The sequence below is a fragment of the Vibrio sp. 10N.261.51.C6 genome, from assembly GCF_041471785.1.
Lineage (GTDB): Bacteria > Pseudomonadota > Gammaproteobacteria > Enterobacterales > Vibrionaceae > Vibrio > Vibrio crassostreae_C.
On record NZ_JBFRPB010000047.1, the window covers coordinates 19,526 to 36,427 of the forward strand.

Below are 16,902 nucleotides of genomic sequence, written 5' to 3' on the forward strand. Positions count from 1 at the left end.
ACCGTATTGAAACCCTCTACGACATCATCTCTTCCCCTGTTACTCGCCGGACCCATTTTAAGAAAAACCACCGCGACTGAAGTGGTACTTTGGTTAGCCACCAGCTCGCCTCTTACAGGCAGAGCCGAGCTTCATACTCAAGAAATAGACGATTCTGAAGCAGCACAAGACCAGCCGTTTTATACCTCATCGCTTGAAGAACATGATTCGATTCAAATCGGTACACATGCGTGGATAACGCTAATTCGCTTACAAGGTGAGTTTCCGACTAATACGCTGCTTGAATATGACATTCACACAGAGTCAGGTTCACTAAAAGAGCTCGCCCCTCACCTTGTTTACAACGGTAAATCTCGCGTTGAGTTTAAGATATCGACCTCAGCTGATTACATTCTTCATGGCTCTTGCCGCAACCCGCATCATCCAAGCAAAGACAGCCTAGTTGCAGCCGATAACAAGATGGCCGATCAAACCGTCGCTGAAAGACCCGACATGCTGATGATGAGCGGCGATCAGATCTACGCCGACCATGTGGCAGGCCCAACACTTGATGCTATTCAACAAGTGATTCACCTGCTTGGCCTTGTAGGCGAAAGCTTACCGACTGACTCGCAAATTAAACAAATCAACAACAGTGACGCTCTGTATAACAGTGAATACCACTTATACCAGCGTCATCACTATTTGCCGCACCACACAGCTTCAGAATCGATGATCGATAAGTTATTCCCGAACCGTGGCGTGCCGATTTTTAGCTCTACCGATTGTGAAAACCACTTGGTCACGCTGTCTGAGTTTATCGCGATGTACTTATTGGTTTGGTCTCCGACACTGTGGCAATGCGTCAATCGAGAGCGTTTAATTGAGAATAACTTCACTCAAGGTGGACGCCAATTAACACCGACTGAGCAGCAACAATGGCGTGATGAAAGCGTCATCATGGATGATTTCATTGCTGGCTTACCGCAAGTACAACGTCTGTTCGCGCATATTCCAACTTACATGATCTTCGATGATCACGATGTTACCGATGATTGGAACCTTACTGTGGGTTGGGAGCATGCCGTCGACCAAAACCAGTTCGCGACCCAAGTCATTGGTAACGGCCTTGCGGCTTACTGGATGTGTCAAGGTTGGGGTAACAAACCGGAGAGCTTCGATGAAACGTTTATCGAGCAAGCAAAACAGCTTTTTGTCGCTCAACCGCTCATTACTAAACAACCGCGCATTAGTAAACAAACTCATAATGAAGCCGGCAATGCAGCGACTACTCACTCTATTGGCAACATCGAGCCAGACAAGCATCAAGCCTTTATTGAGATGCTGAGTCGCTTTGAAGAGTGGCATTACACAATAGATACCTCACCCAAAGTCATTGTGTTGGATACTCGTACGCGTCGTTGGCGTTCAGAGTCACGCATGAACAAGCCTTCAGGTTTAATGGACTGGGAAGCCTTGATTGAGTTTCAACATCAGTTAATGAATCAAGATAAAGTGGTGATCGTTTCTGCTGCACCGATGTTTGGCGTGAAGTTTATTGAAACACTGCAAAAGATGGCGACCACAATCGGCAAGCCATTAGTGATTGACGCTGAAAACTGGATGGCACATCCGGGCAGTGCTAATACGCTGATTAGCATCTTTACCCATACCAAAACACCGACCAACTTCGTGGTACTTTCTGGCGATGTTCACTACTCCTTCGCTTATGACATCAAGCTTAGGTATCGTCGCAACAGCCCGAACATCTATCAAATCACCTGCAGTGGTATTAAAAATCAGTTCCCTGCTCCGCTGCTTAAATTCTGCGATGTATGGGACCGCCTGTTATACAGCCCTCGCTCAGTTTTGAACTACTTCACTAAGCGTAAACGCTTGAAGATCGAAAAGCGAAGCCCTGACAATCAGACCTTCTATCGCCTTTCAAACCGCAGTGCGATTGGAGAATTGAGGCTAGACACTGATGGGAAACCGCAATCGATCACGACACTCAGTGGCGACGGTAAAATTACCCGTTTCCCAGAGCCCGATTGATAAAATGCTCCTTATCGCTCGCGTATCCGTAATGTCAGTTTTTAGTAAAGACGCTTGCGATCACACTCTGTAGACCCAATAGTTATGCTTATGGTTATAGTTGATAGCTATCAGCGTTACGGAACTCGATACAAATTTTAACTGGAGCTCGTTATGTTCAATTCTCTCACATCAATGTTTAAACAATTGATTGAAGGCCAGGACCTAAGCAAAAACCAAGGCACATCACCTAATATCGCCATCGCGAGTTTGTTGTGTGAAGTCGCGGGTGCCGACCATCAGATCAATGAATCAGAAAGAGTCGCTAAGCTACAGCTTCTGCAGCGTTTGCTGGATTTAGATGAAGAACAAGCAAAGGTACTGCTCGCGCAAGCAGAGCCGAAAGTAGAGCAATCAGTATCGCTGTATGACTTTACATCGCAACTCAGAGACCTATCTCAGCCAGTGCGAATCGACTTAATCAAAGCGATGTGGGAAGTAGCGCAGGCCGACGGGGAAATTGACCCTATCGAAGATTCTGTGATCCGTAAAACAGCAGAACTGCTCTACGTCGACCACTGTGACTTCATCAAGAGTAAGTTAAGTGTTTTAGGCGAAAATTAGTGCCTGAAATAATGAATTGGAAACTGAAATAAATAAAAGCGACGGGTTAAGAAACCGGTCGCTTTTTTGAATCGGTAAACTGAAAGCTGACTAAACAGGGCTGAGAGGAGCTAAAAATTTAGCTACAACATAGTTAATGTGAGTTTCGCAAGATTATAAGCATCGACATAACCCGAGTGCTGACGACCTTCCCACTCAATATTTTTGGCTTCTTGAGCAGCGCGGTGACCAATGCGTTTGTCTTTCAAGCGATTCTGAACACGGTAAAGCGTTGCGATGTTTAAGAACTCGCTAAACGGAGGCTCGATGCCTTTTTCAATACACTCTTTGTGTAAGATAAGGTCGTCACGTCCCCACGCTGCGTAGATTTTTTTGGGACCACCAAAGTTCTTAATCATCGACTTGATGACAGACTCTAATGGGCGACCCTGCTTTTCGATTTTACGAGGTGTAATGCCCGTTAACTCGGCACAGAATAGAGAGACTTCGTCTTTCTCTGGCTTAACGTAGTATTGTGCTCGCTTCACGATAGTACCGGATGCTAGATCAATCTCAGCAAGACCAACTTCAATGATCTCTCCTGTTGTTCCCACACCGTCTTCGCTCCAACAGCACATTTCCAAATCGAAACACACAACTCGATTGTGATTCATACGTCGCCTAATTCTCTCGTCAAAAATTTTATGAAATTGTACATGAGCCCAATACAGAACTCGACCCTAGTTGTATCAAGTGCTCATTTAGCCTGCAATTGTCACTCGATTTCGGCCATTCGACTTACTTTGATAGAGCATACTGTCTGTTTTTTGCAGAATCTCTTCCGTGTTTTCATTAGCGTAAATAGCAGCACCAATACTCAAAGTACAACTGAGCTGTCGACCTTTGTGCTCACAATGAGACTGGCTCACTGTTCTTAGAATACATTGTAAGTATCGTTCTAGGGCTTCATGGTTTGTAATACTAGAAATGATACAGAACTCATCTCCACCTATACGAAACAGGTTATCCCCCTCTTTCAAGCTCACTGAAATCAATTTAATTACATGAATGAGTAAAGCATCCCCTGCAGGGTGACCGAATTGGTCGTTAATGCCTTTGAACTTGTCGACATCAAATCCGATGAGACTAAAGGGTTCATTTCGCTGTATCGCTTTATCTAACATCTTATTGAAAGCACGTCGGTTATAAACCTCGGTCAGGCTGTCGTGGTTGGCTAGAAAACGAAGCTCTTCTGTTCTTTTATCAAGCATTTGATACAAGCGCTCTTTCTCTCGGATTTGCATATTAACGATATACGCCAACAGCAATGAGATAGTTGTTCCGACTAACGCGATTCCGGTTAACACCAGATAACCATAGAAAGAGATGCATGAATCTATTTTGTAATCGACCTTCCAATCTCGATTGGTCAGTGAGATTGTTTTGGTAATGTGGTGCCCAGATACCGCTTCATAACCCTCGGTTTCAAACAATATTGGGGAGTTTTCTGCTTCGAAACCCGTATCGGTAACACGAATATAGACATCCATGTCTCCCACTGCCGAAGCCATTAGATTTTCAAAGTAGTAAGTCGTTCGAACCACACCAATCACAACGCCAAGTAGATTATCGCTTTCGCCTTCAAACACAGGGTAATAAACCAACATGCCGGTCTTTGGTGTATTTTGATCTAAGCCGTCTTGAAGCAAGCGAACTTTGTCTGAAATATTCGCTTTACGTGTCTGTTTAATATTATCTAAAACCAGCTTGAAGCGCTCACGAGAAAAATAAAAGCCAAGTACATTGTCGTTTGCTTGTGTGTTGGGATACAGGTCACTAGCAATGAACGCCGGCTCACCATCTAAGATGTAACCAAAGACTTTGGCTTCGTGTTTTGGAATAGTGAACAGCTCGTAAGACGGGTATTTTTCTTTCATCTTAGCGGTATGCTCGGCAATCTCGTCTGCTGCCACTTTTTGCATCCACTGCAAGCCAATTAGACTTTTTGAAACATTAATCGTTTGTTGTGCAAAACGATCAAACTTATCCCAGTTTTCAGGATCATTTGCGTAGAAAAAATTAGCACCAGAACCAATGTAAGCCACGTCATTAGCGATAAACGCTTCCAAACTCAGTGTCTGGTGAGTAGTAAAGCTATCCAAATTCATATTTAACGCGCGGTTTTGGTTTAACGCGACTAATATAAAACACAACACAGTAATCAAAAAACTGACCAAAAATACGACCAATGGGAGAGTTCGTCTCTTCAACCCTGTAAGTGGGTCGGTAGTGTGCGGCATGTGGCTTCCAAATAGTCTCTAATGAGTTAAAAGTATATAACGGAAGGGAATCATGCTCCATTTCTGTTTAGTCTTAAAACTGACATAAAACGGGCATTGTTTACCTTGCCCTCACATCGACGACCAATATTCGACCGAATCTCGACTAAATTTCAAGCTAACACACCAAAAACCCACTTGATTAAAAACATTAAATACCACTCTTAAGCCTTGAATATGCTAGTATCCATCCATATTTATAGCTTGAAAGTGACCGTTTCGGCTTAGTGCCAATGAGTTTCTTTCCAACCTGTATATTCCTTTGAACCGACGAATATACCGTTAAATCAATTTTAAAGAGAAATCACTATGATCGTTGATTTGAACCTAATCCCACAAACGTTTGATATGCTTCACGCAGGCCTAACTGCATCAAGCGTTTTACTACTGTTAATTGCCGTTTCTCGTAAAACCAAAGTGGTTGAGAAAGTCGTAGAAAAACCAGTAGAAAAGGTCGTTGAAGTTGAAAAGCCAGTTGAGAAAATTGTCGAAGTAGAGAAAGTAGTTGAAGTTGAACGTGTGATCGAAAAAGTAGTAGAAGTTGAATCTAAGCTTGCTACAGCACCAACAGACTCTGCAATGCAGCTACTGTCTATCATGCAGCAAGAAGCGCGCCTTATCGACTTCTTAAAAGAAGACCTAACGTCATTCTCTGATGAAGAAGTTGGCGCAGCAGCTCGCGTTATTCACACTGGCGGTCAAAAAGTATTGGCTGATTACGTAACGCTGTCTCACATCCGCACTGAAGATGAAGAAACACGTATCACTATCGCTGAAGGTTTCAACCCTCAAGAAATTCGCCTAACTGGCAACGTAACGGGCAATGCACCATTCAACGGCACACTGGTTCACAAAGGTTGGAAAGCAACTGACATGAACCTGCCTAAGCTTGCTGAAAACTACGATGCATCTGTAATTGCACCGGCAGAGGTGGAGCTATAATGGAACACCAAAGTCATTCAGCTCAAGAGCCATCTTCTCAAGAGCAAAACCAGGTACCCAAGTTCAGTGTTGGTATCGATTTAGGTACTACACATTGCGTTTTGTCTTACATAGACACAAGCAATGAAGACGCTCGCGTTGAGGTGATGCAAATCCCTCAACTGACGGCGCCAGGTACAGTAGAAACTCGCAGCCAACTTGGCTCGTTCCTATACCAACCGCACGAACATGAAATGAATGCGGGCTCTCGCGTTCTTCCTTGGTCTTCAGAGCCAAAAGCGCTAGTGGGTGCAATTGCTCGTAACCTTGGTTCTAAAACCCCTATCCGTTTGGTAGCAAGTGCAAAATCTTGGTTATGCCACGGTGGTGTTAACCGTCGCGATGCTTTCCTTCCTGCAGGCAGCCCTGAAGAAGTTGAAAAAGTATCTCCGCTTAAGACAACTGAATTGTACCTTGAGCATCTTAAAGACGCATGGAACCACGCAAACCCAGAACACAAACTGGCAGACCAAGATGTAACGATCACGGTTCCAGCTTCGTTTGATCCTGCGGCTCGTGACCTAACAGCAGAAGCTGCACGTAATGTTGGTTTCACTCACCTAACGCTTCTTGAAGAGCCACAAGCGGCTCTGTACAGCTGGATTGATAACAGCAACGACACATGGCGTGATGAAGTAAACGTTGGTGACATCGTTCTTGTTGTCGATATCGGTGGTGGTACAACCGACCTTTCTTTAGTTGAAGTGACTCAAGACGATGGCAACCTGAGCCTGAACCGTATCGCTGTAGGTGAACATATCCTACTTGGCGGCGACAACATGGACTTAGCTCTGGCTTACCGCTTGAAGATGAAGCTAGCACAAGAAGGCAAAGAGCTGGCACCTTGGCAAGTTCAAGCGATGACTCACGCATGTCGTGACGCAAAAGAAGCGCTACTGAACGATGCAGAGATTCAAGCTGTGCCAATCGTGGTTCCTAGCCGTGGCTCTAAGCTACTTGGCGCGACGCTAAAAACAGAACTGACTCAGCAAGAAGTACAACAAACATTGGTTGATGGCTTCTTCCCTAAAGTTGCTGTGACTGATCACCCGGTACAAAAAACGCGTGGTGCACTGACTCAAATGGGTCTGCCTTACGCACAAGATGCAGGTATCACTCGTCACATTGCCGCATTCCTTTCTAAGCAAGCGAACGCGCTTTCTGGAAATGGCGAAACGGCTCAACAAGATTTCAATCCGTTTGCAAATATGCCGGGCATGCCAGGTGCTGAAGTGCCTGCTGCTGACTTCATCAAACCAACAGCAATCCTGTTCAACGGTGGTGTTCTAAAATCTAACCTACTTGCTGATCGTCTTTCAGACACAATCAACGAGTGGTTGATCAATGCTGACGCTGAATTTGCTAAACAACTTTCAGGCCTAGACCTAGACCTTGCGGTTGCAAGTGGTGCTTCTTACTACGGCGCAGTACGTCGTGGTCAAGGCGTTCGTATCCGCGGTGGTATCGCTTCTGCTTACTACGTAGGTATTGAAAGCGCGATGCCTGCAATCCCAGGTATGGCTCCTCCTATGGAAGCTCTGTGTGTTGCACCGTTTGGTATGGGAGAGGGCTCAAGCGTTCAAGTGCCTAGCCAAGAATTTGGTCTAGTGATTGGTCAGCCAGTTCACTTCCAGTTCTTTGGCTCAACAACTCGCCGTGAAGATCAAGCCGGTACTCACCTTGATCACTGGGCGCCAGAAGAGCTCGATGAGCTTCCTGAAATCCAAGTGACATTGCCGGTTTCTGAAGGCCGTCGCGAAGGTGAAGTGGTTCCAGTGACTTTGGCTTCTCGCGTTACTGAGCTAGGCACCTTACACCTAGAAGCGATTGCTACTGACAACGGTCAGAAGTGGCACGTTGAGTTCGATGTTCGTGAAGACTCGAATAACGACTCAAACGAACAAGCATAATGAATCAACGGCACCTTAGCGGGTGCCGTTACTTTATCAATGCATTTCTCAATCTAGTCCTGCCTGTTTCTCAGGAATGACGTTTACGAATAACAACAATAAGACCAAAGCTATCAAAAAACTGGTCATCACTCTGGAAGAATAAGGTTTTGTATGGCAACTCCTCGTTTTTTAGTCGGCATTGACTTAGGTACAACCAATACGGTTGTCGCTTACTGTGAAATCAACGACGACCTACAACATGCTCCCGTTTCTCTTTTCGATATTGACCAACTCATCGGCCCCGGTGAAGTGGTTCGCAAGCCCTTACTACCATCCTTTCGTTACCACCCAGCACAAGGTCAAATCTCCCCTTCTGACCTGACAATGCCATGGGAACCAAGCCCCGTTGAAGGCGATATTAAGAACGTTATCGTCGGTGAATGGGCACGTGAATTAGGCGCTAAGGTTGAAGGCCGCCAAGTATCGAGTGCTAAGAGTTGGCTATCACACCAAGCGGTTGATCGTAACTCCGATATTCTGCCTTGGGCTGGCGCAGCTGATGTCGATAAAGTCTCGCCAGTTGTGGCGAGTGCAAGCTACCTCAACCACATTCGCCAAGCATGGAACTACCGTAACCCGAGCAACAAGCTGGAAAACCAAGATGTTGTGGTTACCGTTCCTGCTTCCTTCGATGAGACAGCACGTAAGCTAACACTCGAAGCCGCAGAACTGGCGGGCTTAGGTAAGATTCTATTACTCGAAGAGCCGCAAGCCGTTTGTTATGACTGGTATGCCCGTCACCAACAAACCGCAGCAGATGAACTTCAACAAATCCCACTGATTCTAGTGTGTGATGTTGGAGGTGGTACCACCGATTTAAGCTTAATTGAAGCCAAATTCGATGCGAACAGCGACGGTAATAACGAGCTCGCACTCGACCGTATTGGTGTTGGTGAACACTTGATGCTCGGTGGTGACAACCTCGATTTAGCGCTTGCTCACCTCGCTGAGCAACGCTTCAATCAAAACAAAAAGCTCAATGCCTCTAGCCTAACCAAACTGATTCAACAGACTCGCGCCGCAAAAGAGAGCCTGCTTTCTGCCAATGCGCCCGATGATGTAAAGATCACCATGCTGGGCAGCGGTTCAAAACTGCTTGGCGGTACTAAGAGTATTGGTTTAACTAAACAAGAAGTCCATCAAATCGCATTGGAAGGTTTCTTCCCGCTTTCTGAGTTTACTGAAACACCCGACAAACGCCGCAGTGCTGTGGTTGAGTTTGGTCTGCCTTACGTGGCTGACCCTGCGGTGAGTAAGCACGTTGCAGAATTCCTAGCAACGCACCAACAAGTGTCTAAAGCCGCATTGGAAAACTCAGACTCTATTGAGTTCGATGACACCAAACCTGCAATTCCAGTTGGCGTGCTGCTCAATGGTGGTGTGTTTAACAGTGAACTGGTAACAGAGCGAATTACTCAGCTACTGGGCAACTGGAACGGTTCTCCTATCACAGTGCTTGATAACCCTCATCCAGATTGGTCTGTTGCCCTTGGCGCGGTTGCCTTTGGTAAAGCACGCCGCGGTGCACAGCTGAAAATCGGTGGCGGTGCTGCCCGTTCTTACTTCTTGCATCTGCAAGAGAAAAACAAGATGGGTAAAGCGCTTTGTCTCCTTGCCAAAGGAACCGAAGAAGGCCAAGAGATACGCTTGAACAGCCGTCGTTTCTCGCTGACTTTAGGTGAGCCAGTACGATTTAATCTTCTGACTTCAACACACGATCAAATTGCTCATGACACCGCCATTCAAAACGGTGTGATGGTCAATGTGGATGCCGACTTGTTCTCCCCTCTCCCACCGTATATTTCTACGCTGGAAGGCTCAGGTACTGCAGAACTTCAAGCCAACCAAAAAGAGCGTGTTGAAGTACTGCTCGCTTGTCAGTTAACCGAAGTCGGCACATTGAAAATGGAGTGTGTGAGTATAGAAGATGACTCTAAGCGCTGGTTGCTTGAGTTTGAAGTCAGAAACAAGCAAGGCGATGAATCTGATACCTCCGCGCTTCACCCAAGATTGGAAGAGTGTAAGGAGTTGATTTCTCGCCTGTACAGCGGCAACAAGAAGAGTGCTGAATCGAACGAGATCAAAACACTATCGAAAGATCTTGAGAAGCGACTAGGTAAACGCGATGAATGGGACTTCACGACCCTTCGTCATCTATTTGATACCTTCTCATTAGGTCGTAAACGTCGTCGCCGCTCAGAAGCACACGAGAAGAACTGGCTACGTTTGGCGGGATACTCGCTACGTCCTGGCTTTGGCGATCCGACTGACTCATGGCGTATCGAACAGATTTGGAGCCTTTACCAACAGAACATTCAGTTCAAGAACCACCAAGGCTGGACAGACTGGTGGGTATTCTGGCGTCGTGTCGCTGGTGGGCTAAACCAAGAGCAGCAAGAGAGTATCTTGGCTGACATCGCTAAATACCTTCACCCAGGTGCAATGAAGAACCCTAAGACAGCCAAAGATGCGCAAGATAATGGTTATGAAGCCATGGTCCGTTTAGCGGCGTCACTTGAGCAACTTGAGGTTGAAGACAAAGTGCTGCTGGCAAGTTGGTTCTTAAGCAAAGCGATCAACCATAACCAATTTGAACAGGCTCACTGGTGGGCGCTAGGACGATTAGCATCAAGAACGCCTTTGTATGGCAGCCAACACAGCGTAATTCCTAGAGAGCAAGCTGAACAGTGGTTACCAAAACTGCTTGAACAGAACTGGCAGAAAGAGCAGATGATCGCCTTCGCAGCGGTGATGATTTGTCGAAAAACCGGTGACCGTCAGTTTGATATCTCTGACGACTATCGCAATCAAGTGATTGAGAAGCTTAAGCAAAGCAAGGTACCTGACTCATGGTTAACACTAGTGAGTGAAGTGACTGAGCTTTCTGAGAGTGAATCTAAGCGTGTGTTTGGTGATGCGTTACCAAGCGGATTAAGCCTAATCAATAACTAGGTTTGAAAACGATTAGCTTTCGTTGCTAATGGTAAAGAAGCTAGCAAGAAAAGAAAAAGCCACTTTCGATTCGTTGAAAGTGGCTTTTTTATTGGTGGCTTAAGGCTGGTATGTGTAATCGACTTATAGCTTTTTGGTTAAGAGCCTTAGCCGTGTTGCAGTTCATCATTGTTAATGTTTGGTTCCAGTTGGGTTGATAGGAAAATCCGTATTTTCATAAATGTCAGATAGTTTTTTCGGTTTCTTCTCTTTTGCTCCTTTGTTCGATTGATTATGAGTTTCGCTTAAAAGCCATTCCTCATGCATTTTTGCTGAATCCAAAAACTCTGGATCCTCCATTGCTTCCTTGCGAAGTTTATTTACACGTTCGAGAGTATCCCAAATCATAATACTTCACCTCCACTAAGGCAGTAATATAAAGATAGCTCAACCCCATAAAACTTCAACTAACCCAATGAGATAGCGATCTCAATTTCGTAATTCACTCGCTTTAAATGAGTGGATATGGTCACCTTTAGTTGGGCTCAAATAGTGGGTCTTTCCCCATGATCTTCGAAGATCATTAGGCACAAAAAAAGCGAGCTCGATGCTCGCTTTTTGTTTTTCTATCTGTTGATCGAAACACCAACACTCACTCGATTAAATCACACCGAGATTAAGCACGGTTACCGATTTTCACCTTGCCATTGGTAGCAAACCAAAGGGCTTCTGAACGACGACGACCGATTAAAATCGGGCCATCATCGTAGAACAAGAAGTTCTTCCAATGCTTCTTGAAAATCGCCCATTTGGTTTCAAGAACATTGTACTTTTCGTAACAAAAATAAACAGTTACGTCATCTTGCCAATCAATAAAGTTAAGAATCTCTTCTGGCATTTCAGGCTCATCCGCTTCCCAATGCGCCATCCAGCTGATCTCTTCATTCCAGTTCGATGCTTTGCTTGGCCAGTCTTGCGAGCTCAGTCGTTCTGCGTCTGGGCTTTGAGGGCTCACGTTCTCTTTCCAGAACTGAGAAGCTCTCGCCTGTGTCATTGGCTTAATCTTTTCCAAGTCCTCTGCCGGCAGCGGCATTGACTGGTGTGTGAAAATCCATTTTCTTTGGTATTCGTCCAAAGTTGTGTATGACATCAAAATTCCTCAAATATCTTCTCAGGCTGATGGATTTACCATGCCTATCTGTTCTTTTTGATGCAGTGACGGTTTCATTTTATCTATGTCGTCACTGCCTCTAAATCTGTATTTACGCCTAATGACTATTGATCTCTATACAGCGCGTCTATCTTCCCAATTTGGGTTAACTAATGCCGTTAGTATATGGTCTTCCCATTTACCGTTAATCTGTAGGTAATCTTTAGCAAAACCTTCTCGAACAAAACCAAGATGTTCTAATACACCAGCGCTACGTTCGTTGTGAGGCATGTAACCCGCCATTAAGCGATGTATGTTCTGCACATCAAACATGTAGTCTTTGGCCATGCTCAAGCCTCTGCGCATGTAACCGTGGCCCTGTGCATTTTGCGCCAATGAGTAACCGACATTACAAGCGTAGAACGGGAAACGCGACAAATTACTGAACGATATGGTGCCTAACATTTCATTAGAGTCAGCGTTAATCAGTAAACAGTAATAGCCTAGCCCCATTTTATGAAGCTCGTTTAACTTGATCAGTCGCTGCGCCCAACTCGCTCTATCAAAGAACGCGTCTTCGCGAATCGGTTCCCAAGGTTTCAGATACTCTCTGTTAACCTGAAAGTACTCGCTGATCATGCCAGCGTCATCGATTTCAGCCGTGCGTAAAATCAGACTACCATCATGCTTATAAATGCGCTCTGGTGTACTCAAATCTTCCATAATCTTGTTCTTATTCGATCAGTTCTTTCTGATACCGTAATCACGAAGCTTATTCGCAATTGAGGTATGAGATACATTCAAACGTTTTGCTAGCTTACGGCTTGATGGGAAAGACTGATAAAGCTTCTCTAGAATCTGAGATTCATAGTCTTTCATGATTTCATCGAGCGAACCATCTAAGCTCAGGTTCGCCATTCCTGCCGTCATTGTTTCAAGCTGTGGCAAGTGGAATTGCTCAACCGTTAGCGTGTCTGAATCCAACTCTGTCAGTGCGCGTAGAACCATGTTGTCTAACTGACGAATGTTGCCCGGCCATTGGTAATTACCAAGCTGGTCGACTAACTCTTGAGTCAATTTTGGTTTTAACATACCTAACTGCTGCGCGTACTTTGCAACGAACAGTTCCAATAGCGGTGCTACGTCGTTTGAGCGTTCACGCAATGCAGGGATAGACAGAGTCAGTACATTCAAGCGGTAAAACAAATCTTCACGGAACGAACCCGAGTCGGCTAATTCAGAAAGACGGTGGCGCGTTGATGCAATAATACGAACATCAGCGTGCATCTCTTCTTCTTCACCAACACGACGGAATGAACCATCTTGTAGGAAACGCAGCAATTTGATTTGTAGATGCGGGCTCATCTCGCCAATTTCATCTAAAAATACGGTACCGCCATTCGCTTGTTCGAAAATACCTTTATGACCTTGCTCATGGTTGAATGAACCCGGCGCATGACCAAACAATTCCGTTTCCGCTACGTCATCAGGCATCGATGCACAGCTTAGAATCAAGAATGGGAAAGACGATCGATTTGAACGGTTATGACACGCTTTTGCCAACATCTCTTTGCCTGTCCCTGTATCGCCTTCAATTAATAGAGGCTGATCCAGCATAGCCAATTTCTTAGCTTGGCTGATCAAGGCTTTATGGCGATTAGAGACACCAACAAAGTGTTCGAAACCTAGGTTGTTCTGTTCTGGGATTGAATCTGGCGAGTTCATCTCTTGATTACAAGAGCGAATCGTCATTACTGCGCTTGCCAGTACCGCTTCGTTGACATCACCACCAAGGTAAATCGGCAGGATCTCAATAGAGAAATCTAAACCATCTAACACGACAACTTCACGATGACGCGTTACATCGCCTTCGATCCAGCGAGCAAAGTTAAAGCTAGGAACAAACGTCGCTAGCGGTTCACCGATGACTGCGTCTTCTTGCTTATTAAAAAGGTTCAATGCAGCGTGGTTAGCCATATCGACTGAGCCTTTAAGGTCAATCGCAATCACAGGATCAGGTAGGTTTGCCAGCAGAGCAATCAGCTCTGTGTTATGCCTTTCGCTTGGCATAAATTGGATTTTACGTACATCCTTCACACCTGAAATTCGGCGAATTTCAGCCATAAGTTCACTAAAAGCATCAAAATCGATATCAGGGAAGTTTAGGTAAATAATACCTTTAACATCAATTTCGATTCCTCTTAAATCAATGCTTTTTGAGGCCAAGATATCGAGCAACTCACGTGTTAAGCCGAGTCTGTCTTCACACAATACTTCAAGACGCACAAATAGTCCTATTATAGGTGTCAGGATAAGTTGACAGTAGTGTGGATTAAGCTCTGAGTTCAGTCAAGAAGAAGAGTAAACATATGTTTACTCTTCTTCTCAAACTATTGAGCTTTAAATGCTTTATTTGAGAGTGATACGCTTTATTTCTGAAAGGACGGCTTTGCGGAGGTCTGCCAGTTTTACTTTTCTCTCGTTATGCCAAGGCATAGGTCGAAGCAATGTCATGGCTTTTAGACCCAGTCTTGCAGTAAGAATACCAACACCTAGCCCCTGCCCTGCTCGAGCTGAGACTTTGCCTGCAAGATCCATCGAGACGAGATCCATACTTGCATCAATTGCGAGTTCACTGGCTCCCGCTGCTGCCATGTTGATTAACACCAATTTAAATAGCTTAATCCTAGACCAGTAGCCAAGCTCAATGCCATACACATCAGCAAGCTTGTCGATCATGGTGAAATTTCGCCAAGCCACCAGCAACATATCAGCCGCCGCCAATGGACTCACTGCAACCAAAGCCGCCGATTCGGTCGAAAACTTAGTGACGATTTGAGTCGCTACTTTGTCTTGTTGACTCACGACTAACGCATCGTACATATCCAACACTTCTGCATCACTGTGTGCTGGGTTAATGCTGTTTCGCCACTTATCGTACGAAGGAGACTCAGCGATAATGCCACCTTGCTTGGCGATGTTTTCACAGAACGCTTTGCCCTTGCCGACACTTTGACTTTGGAGTAGCTCTTCACTCTGCTCTTGCACACTAAAGTGATCTTTAAGTGAACGCAGTTTCCACAGCTCTTTGCCTATTGCGCCTAAACCCAATGAAGCAATGGCAGCAATAAAGCCTGCCCAACCTAACGCAAGCCAATCAGCAGTTTGAATTGCGGTAATGACCGATTCAATTGCTTGCCATCCAACTAGGCCAGAAAAAGCGACCAATAAACCCGTTCCAAACCACTTCTTCTTTTTGCTCGGTCGAATCACTTGTTCCAATTGCTGCTCAGCTTCACCATCAAGATCAGCTTTCACTTGCGGTGCGACAGGGACAAATTTCTCTTGCTCTGTGAACAGTTGTTGAGCGCCTAAATCCGGGCCAACGTCACTCTTGTCTTGCTCATCAAAAGAGGTCTTCAACGGTTCATTAAAGACCTGCTTTGTTTTTAATTCACTCATTTTGATTGCCTCAATTACTTCAACTTGTCGCCAATGAGATACTCTAAAACCTTGTCGACTCTTAGATGTTGGCAAGGCTCATCGGAATGTTGCTCCATCGGTCTAAAGCTCGTGAAATCAAACTGGTTGGTTTCCCAATACTGTTTGTTGGGCAACTTACGCGGCACCTCTCCCGGATACATGGTTTGAGGGACATTATCCAAAGTCACACCTTGCAACGCCGGAACATTGTCTGAGCCAGACGAGATATAACCCGCGCTGGTCGCTTGAATAGACGCGATACTCATACAACTCATGTCGATGTGTTCAAACGCCGCCTGCTGCCAAGCTGGATGCACCATCTGTTGTAACAGTGACACCAAGTTCGGATGTTGATCCGGTGTCACGTGGTCAGCTTTTGTGGCTGCAAACAAGATCTTGTCGATCTTCGGCGCGAATAAACGTCTTAAGATATTGCTTCGACCGTACTTAAAACTCTTAAGTAACTGTTCTAATGCGCCACGCATGTCCATGAAAGAGTCATAGCCCGCATTAAGTGGCTGTAAGCAATCCACTAGCACGATTTGTCTGTCGAACGTCGCGAAGTGATTCTTGTAGAACGCTTTGACGACCTTCTGTTGATACTCTTCATAACGCGCTTTCAGTACTGCATAGTTACTTGTTTTTGAGAACTTACCCTCAGGTGCGAGACACGGGAAGAATTGCAACACAGGCGCGCCTTCAAGCTCACCCGGTAATACGAATCGACCCGGTTGTACCCAATGCAGTCCGTTACTTTTACAAGTATGAAGGTACTGAGTGTAGCTATCGGCAATCGCGACCAGTTTCTTTTCGTCCGCTTCTGCTAGCAAATCGATATCACCACGCATTACGTTCCACTGTTGCGAGTAAGTTTCTCTGTCGCCTTTCAATGCGGCAAACTGAGATTGGCTCCAGGTATCGAAGTCCATATCCAGTAACGGCAAATCAAGCAACCATTCACCTGGATAATCGACAATATCGAGATAAAGGGTGCTGTTTTTACTCAGTAGCTTCTTTGCGCCCTTCGCAGGCTTATATTTGATGGCTAAACGAATCTCACTGACATCACGCGTTGGTACCGGCCATTCTGGTGGCTGTGCATTCAACGACTCCATCGCTTCATCATAAGAGAAGCGTGGAATCATCATGTTGTGTTGCGGGATGCGCTTTGCGCCAATAATTCTTCCATCTCTCGCAGATGCAAGCAGTGGCAAGTTTTTGTGGGTAGACGTATGAAGAAGCTGATTAACCAGCGAAGTAATGAATGCTGTCTTACCCGCACGAGAGAGCCCCGTGACCGCTACTCGAATATGAGAATCCGTTCCTCTGCTTATAAAGTCACTCATTTCTTGAGTTAGGTGTTTCATTTGAACGACTCCGTGATAGTTAGGCTAGCTGGTTATGATAATAGAAAGGCAAGCCTATGTTCTTTCCCCGTTGGGATAGTTTG

13 protein-coding genes are annotated in these 16,902 nt (G+C 45.4%); 5 read left to right on the forward strand and 8 right to left on the reverse strand.

Annotation, left to right across the window (positions count from 1 at the left end; genetic code table 11):
• The first annotated feature begins 6 nt into the window (after positions 1 to 6).
• Together AB4375_RS12525 and AB4375_RS12530 are read left to right on the forward strand one after the other, a co-directional pair.
• Positions 7 to 2,034: an alkaline phosphatase family protein gene (locus AB4375_RS12525; protein ID WP_372051705.1), complete on the forward strand. Its 2,028-nt coding sequence runs from the start codon at positions 7 to 9 to the stop codon at positions 2,032 to 2,034.
• Positions 2,035 to 2,187: 153 nt separating this feature from the next.
• A complete protein-coding gene (locus AB4375_RS12530; protein ID WP_372051707.1) occupies positions 2,188 to 2,637 on the forward strand; it encodes a TerB family tellurite resistance protein in 450 nt (149 codons plus the stop codon).
• Positions 2,638 to 2,759: 122 nt separating this feature from the next.
• Here the strand turns inward: AB4375_RS12530 and AB4375_RS12535 are convergent, their stop codons facing one another.
• Both AB4375_RS12535 and AB4375_RS12540 read right to left on the reverse strand, forming a co-directional pair.
• Positions 2,760 to 3,290, reverse strand: coding sequence for a 3'-5' exonuclease (locus tag AB4375_RS12535; RefSeq protein WP_017068784.1), 531 nt, complete (start codon positions 3,288 to 3,290; stop codon positions 2,760 to 2,762).
• An 87-nt stretch (positions 3,291 to 3,377) separates the two neighbouring features.
• On the reverse strand, positions 3,378 to 4,916 hold the full coding sequence (locus AB4375_RS12540) for a diguanylate cyclase domain-containing protein (protein WP_372051708.1): 1,539 nt from the start codon (positions 4,914 to 4,916) through the stop codon (positions 3,378 to 3,380).
• 348 nt (positions 4,917 to 5,264) lie between these two features.
• On the opposite strand from AB4375_RS12540, the gene AB4375_RS12545 reads away from it, so the two are divergent.
• From AB4375_RS12545 to AB4375_RS12555, 3 genes are all read left to right on the forward strand, one after another.
• Positions 5,265 to 5,897 (forward strand): DUF2760 domain-containing protein, encoded by a 633-nt coding sequence (locus AB4375_RS12545; protein ID WP_017060436.1) that lies wholly within the window; start codon positions 5,265 to 5,267, stop codon positions 5,895 to 5,897.
• Entirely contained in the window at positions 5,897 to 7,846 is a 1,950-nt protein-coding gene (locus tag AB4375_RS12550) for an Hsp70 family protein (protein ID WP_372051709.1), read from the forward strand. Before AB4375_RS12545 ends, AB4375_RS12550 begins: the two co-directional genes overlap by 1 nt.
• 153 nt (positions 7,847 to 7,999) lie before the next feature.
• A complete protein-coding gene (locus tag AB4375_RS12555) occupies positions 8,000 to 10,840 on the forward strand; it encodes an Hsp70 family protein (protein ID WP_372051710.1) in 2,841 nt (946 codons plus the stop codon).
• Between the two features lie 171 nt (positions 10,841 to 11,011).
• On the opposite strand, the gene AB4375_RS12560 is transcribed toward AB4375_RS12555, so the two are convergent.
• From AB4375_RS12560 to AB4375_RS12585, 6 genes are all read right to left on the reverse strand, one after another.
• The gene (locus tag AB4375_RS12560; RefSeq protein ID WP_012604204.1) at positions 11,012 to 11,227 is read right to left on the reverse strand and encodes a hypothetical protein; all 216 of its coding nucleotides are present in this window, start codon (positions 11,225 to 11,227) and stop codon (positions 11,012 to 11,014) included.
• Positions 11,228 to 11,495: 268 nt separating this feature from the next.
• Positions 11,496 to 11,969, reverse strand: coding sequence for a DUF2947 domain-containing protein (locus AB4375_RS12565; RefSeq protein WP_017060433.1), 474 nt, complete (start codon positions 11,967 to 11,969; stop codon positions 11,496 to 11,498).
• Positions 11,970 to 12,104: 135 nt separating this feature from the next.
• The gene (gene rimJ / locus AB4375_RS12570; protein WP_372051711.1) at positions 12,105 to 12,692 is read right to left on the reverse strand and encodes a ribosomal protein S5-alanine N-acetyltransferase; all 588 of its coding nucleotides are present in this window, start codon (positions 12,690 to 12,692) and stop codon (positions 12,105 to 12,107) included.
• 18 nt (positions 12,693 to 12,710) lie between these two features.
• Positions 12,711 to 14,255, reverse strand: a complete 1,545-nt coding sequence (gene tyrR / locus AB4375_RS12575) for a transcriptional regulator TyrR (RefSeq protein ID WP_372051712.1) — start codon at positions 14,253 to 14,255, stop codon at positions 12,711 to 12,713.
• 123 nt (positions 14,256 to 14,378) lie between these two features.
• On the reverse strand, positions 14,379 to 15,431 hold the full coding sequence (locus AB4375_RS12580; RefSeq protein ID WP_017067719.1) for a YcjF family protein: 1,053 nt from the start codon (positions 15,429 to 15,431) through the stop codon (positions 14,379 to 14,381).
• A gap of 14 nt (positions 15,432 to 15,445) precedes the next feature.
• Positions 15,446 to 16,819 carry a YcjX family protein gene (locus AB4375_RS12585; RefSeq protein WP_372051713.1) on the reverse strand — a complete coding sequence of 458 codons (1,374 nt, stop codon included), beginning with the start codon at positions 16,817 to 16,819 and terminating at the stop codon, positions 15,446 to 15,448.
• Positions 16,820 to 16,902 lie beyond the last annotated feature (83 nt).

What these genes read in the sequence shown, in the direction of transcription:
- AB4375_RS12530 (WP_372051707.1), top strand. Translation starts at nt 2,188, where the DNA reads ATGTTCAATTCTCTCACATCAATGTTTAAACAATTGATTGAAGGCCAG.
- AB4375_RS12535 (WP_017068784.1), bottom strand. Translation starts at nt 3,290, where the DNA reads ATGAATCACAATCGAGTTGTGTGTTTCGATTTGGAAATGTGCTGTTGG.
- AB4375_RS12540 (WP_372051708.1), bottom strand. Translation starts at nt 4,916, where the DNA reads ATGCCGCACACTACCGACCCACTTACAGGGTTGAAGAGACGAACTCTC.
- AB4375_RS12545 (WP_017060436.1), top strand. Translation starts at nt 5,265, where the DNA reads ATGATCGTTGATTTGAACCTAATCCCACAAACGTTTGATATGCTTCAC.
- AB4375_RS12550 (WP_372051709.1), top strand. Translation starts at nt 5,897, where the DNA reads ATGGAACACCAAAGTCATTCAGCTCAAGAGCCATCTTCTCAAGAGCAA.
- AB4375_RS12555 (WP_372051710.1), top strand. Translation starts at nt 8,000, where the DNA reads ATGGCAACTCCTCGTTTTTTAGTCGGCATTGACTTAGGTACAACCAAT.
- AB4375_RS12560 (WP_012604204.1), bottom strand. Translation starts at nt 11,227, where the DNA reads ATGATTTGGGATACTCTCGAACGTGTAAATAAACTTCGCAAGGAAGCA.
- AB4375_RS12565 (WP_017060433.1), bottom strand. Translation starts at nt 11,969, where the DNA reads ATGTCATACACAACTTTGGACGAATACCAAAGAAAATGGATTTTCACA.
- rimJ (WP_372051711.1), bottom strand. Translation starts at nt 12,692, where the DNA reads ATGGAAGATTTGAGTACACCAGAGCGCATTTATAAGCATGATGGTAGT.
- AB4375_RS12580 (WP_017067719.1), bottom strand. Translation starts at nt 15,431, where the DNA reads ATGAGTGAATTAAAAACAAAGCAGGTCTTTAATGAACCGTTGAAGACC.
- AB4375_RS12585 (WP_372051713.1), bottom strand. Translation starts at nt 16,819, where the DNA reads ATGAAACACCTAACTCAAGAAATGAGTGACTTTATAAGCAGAGGAACG.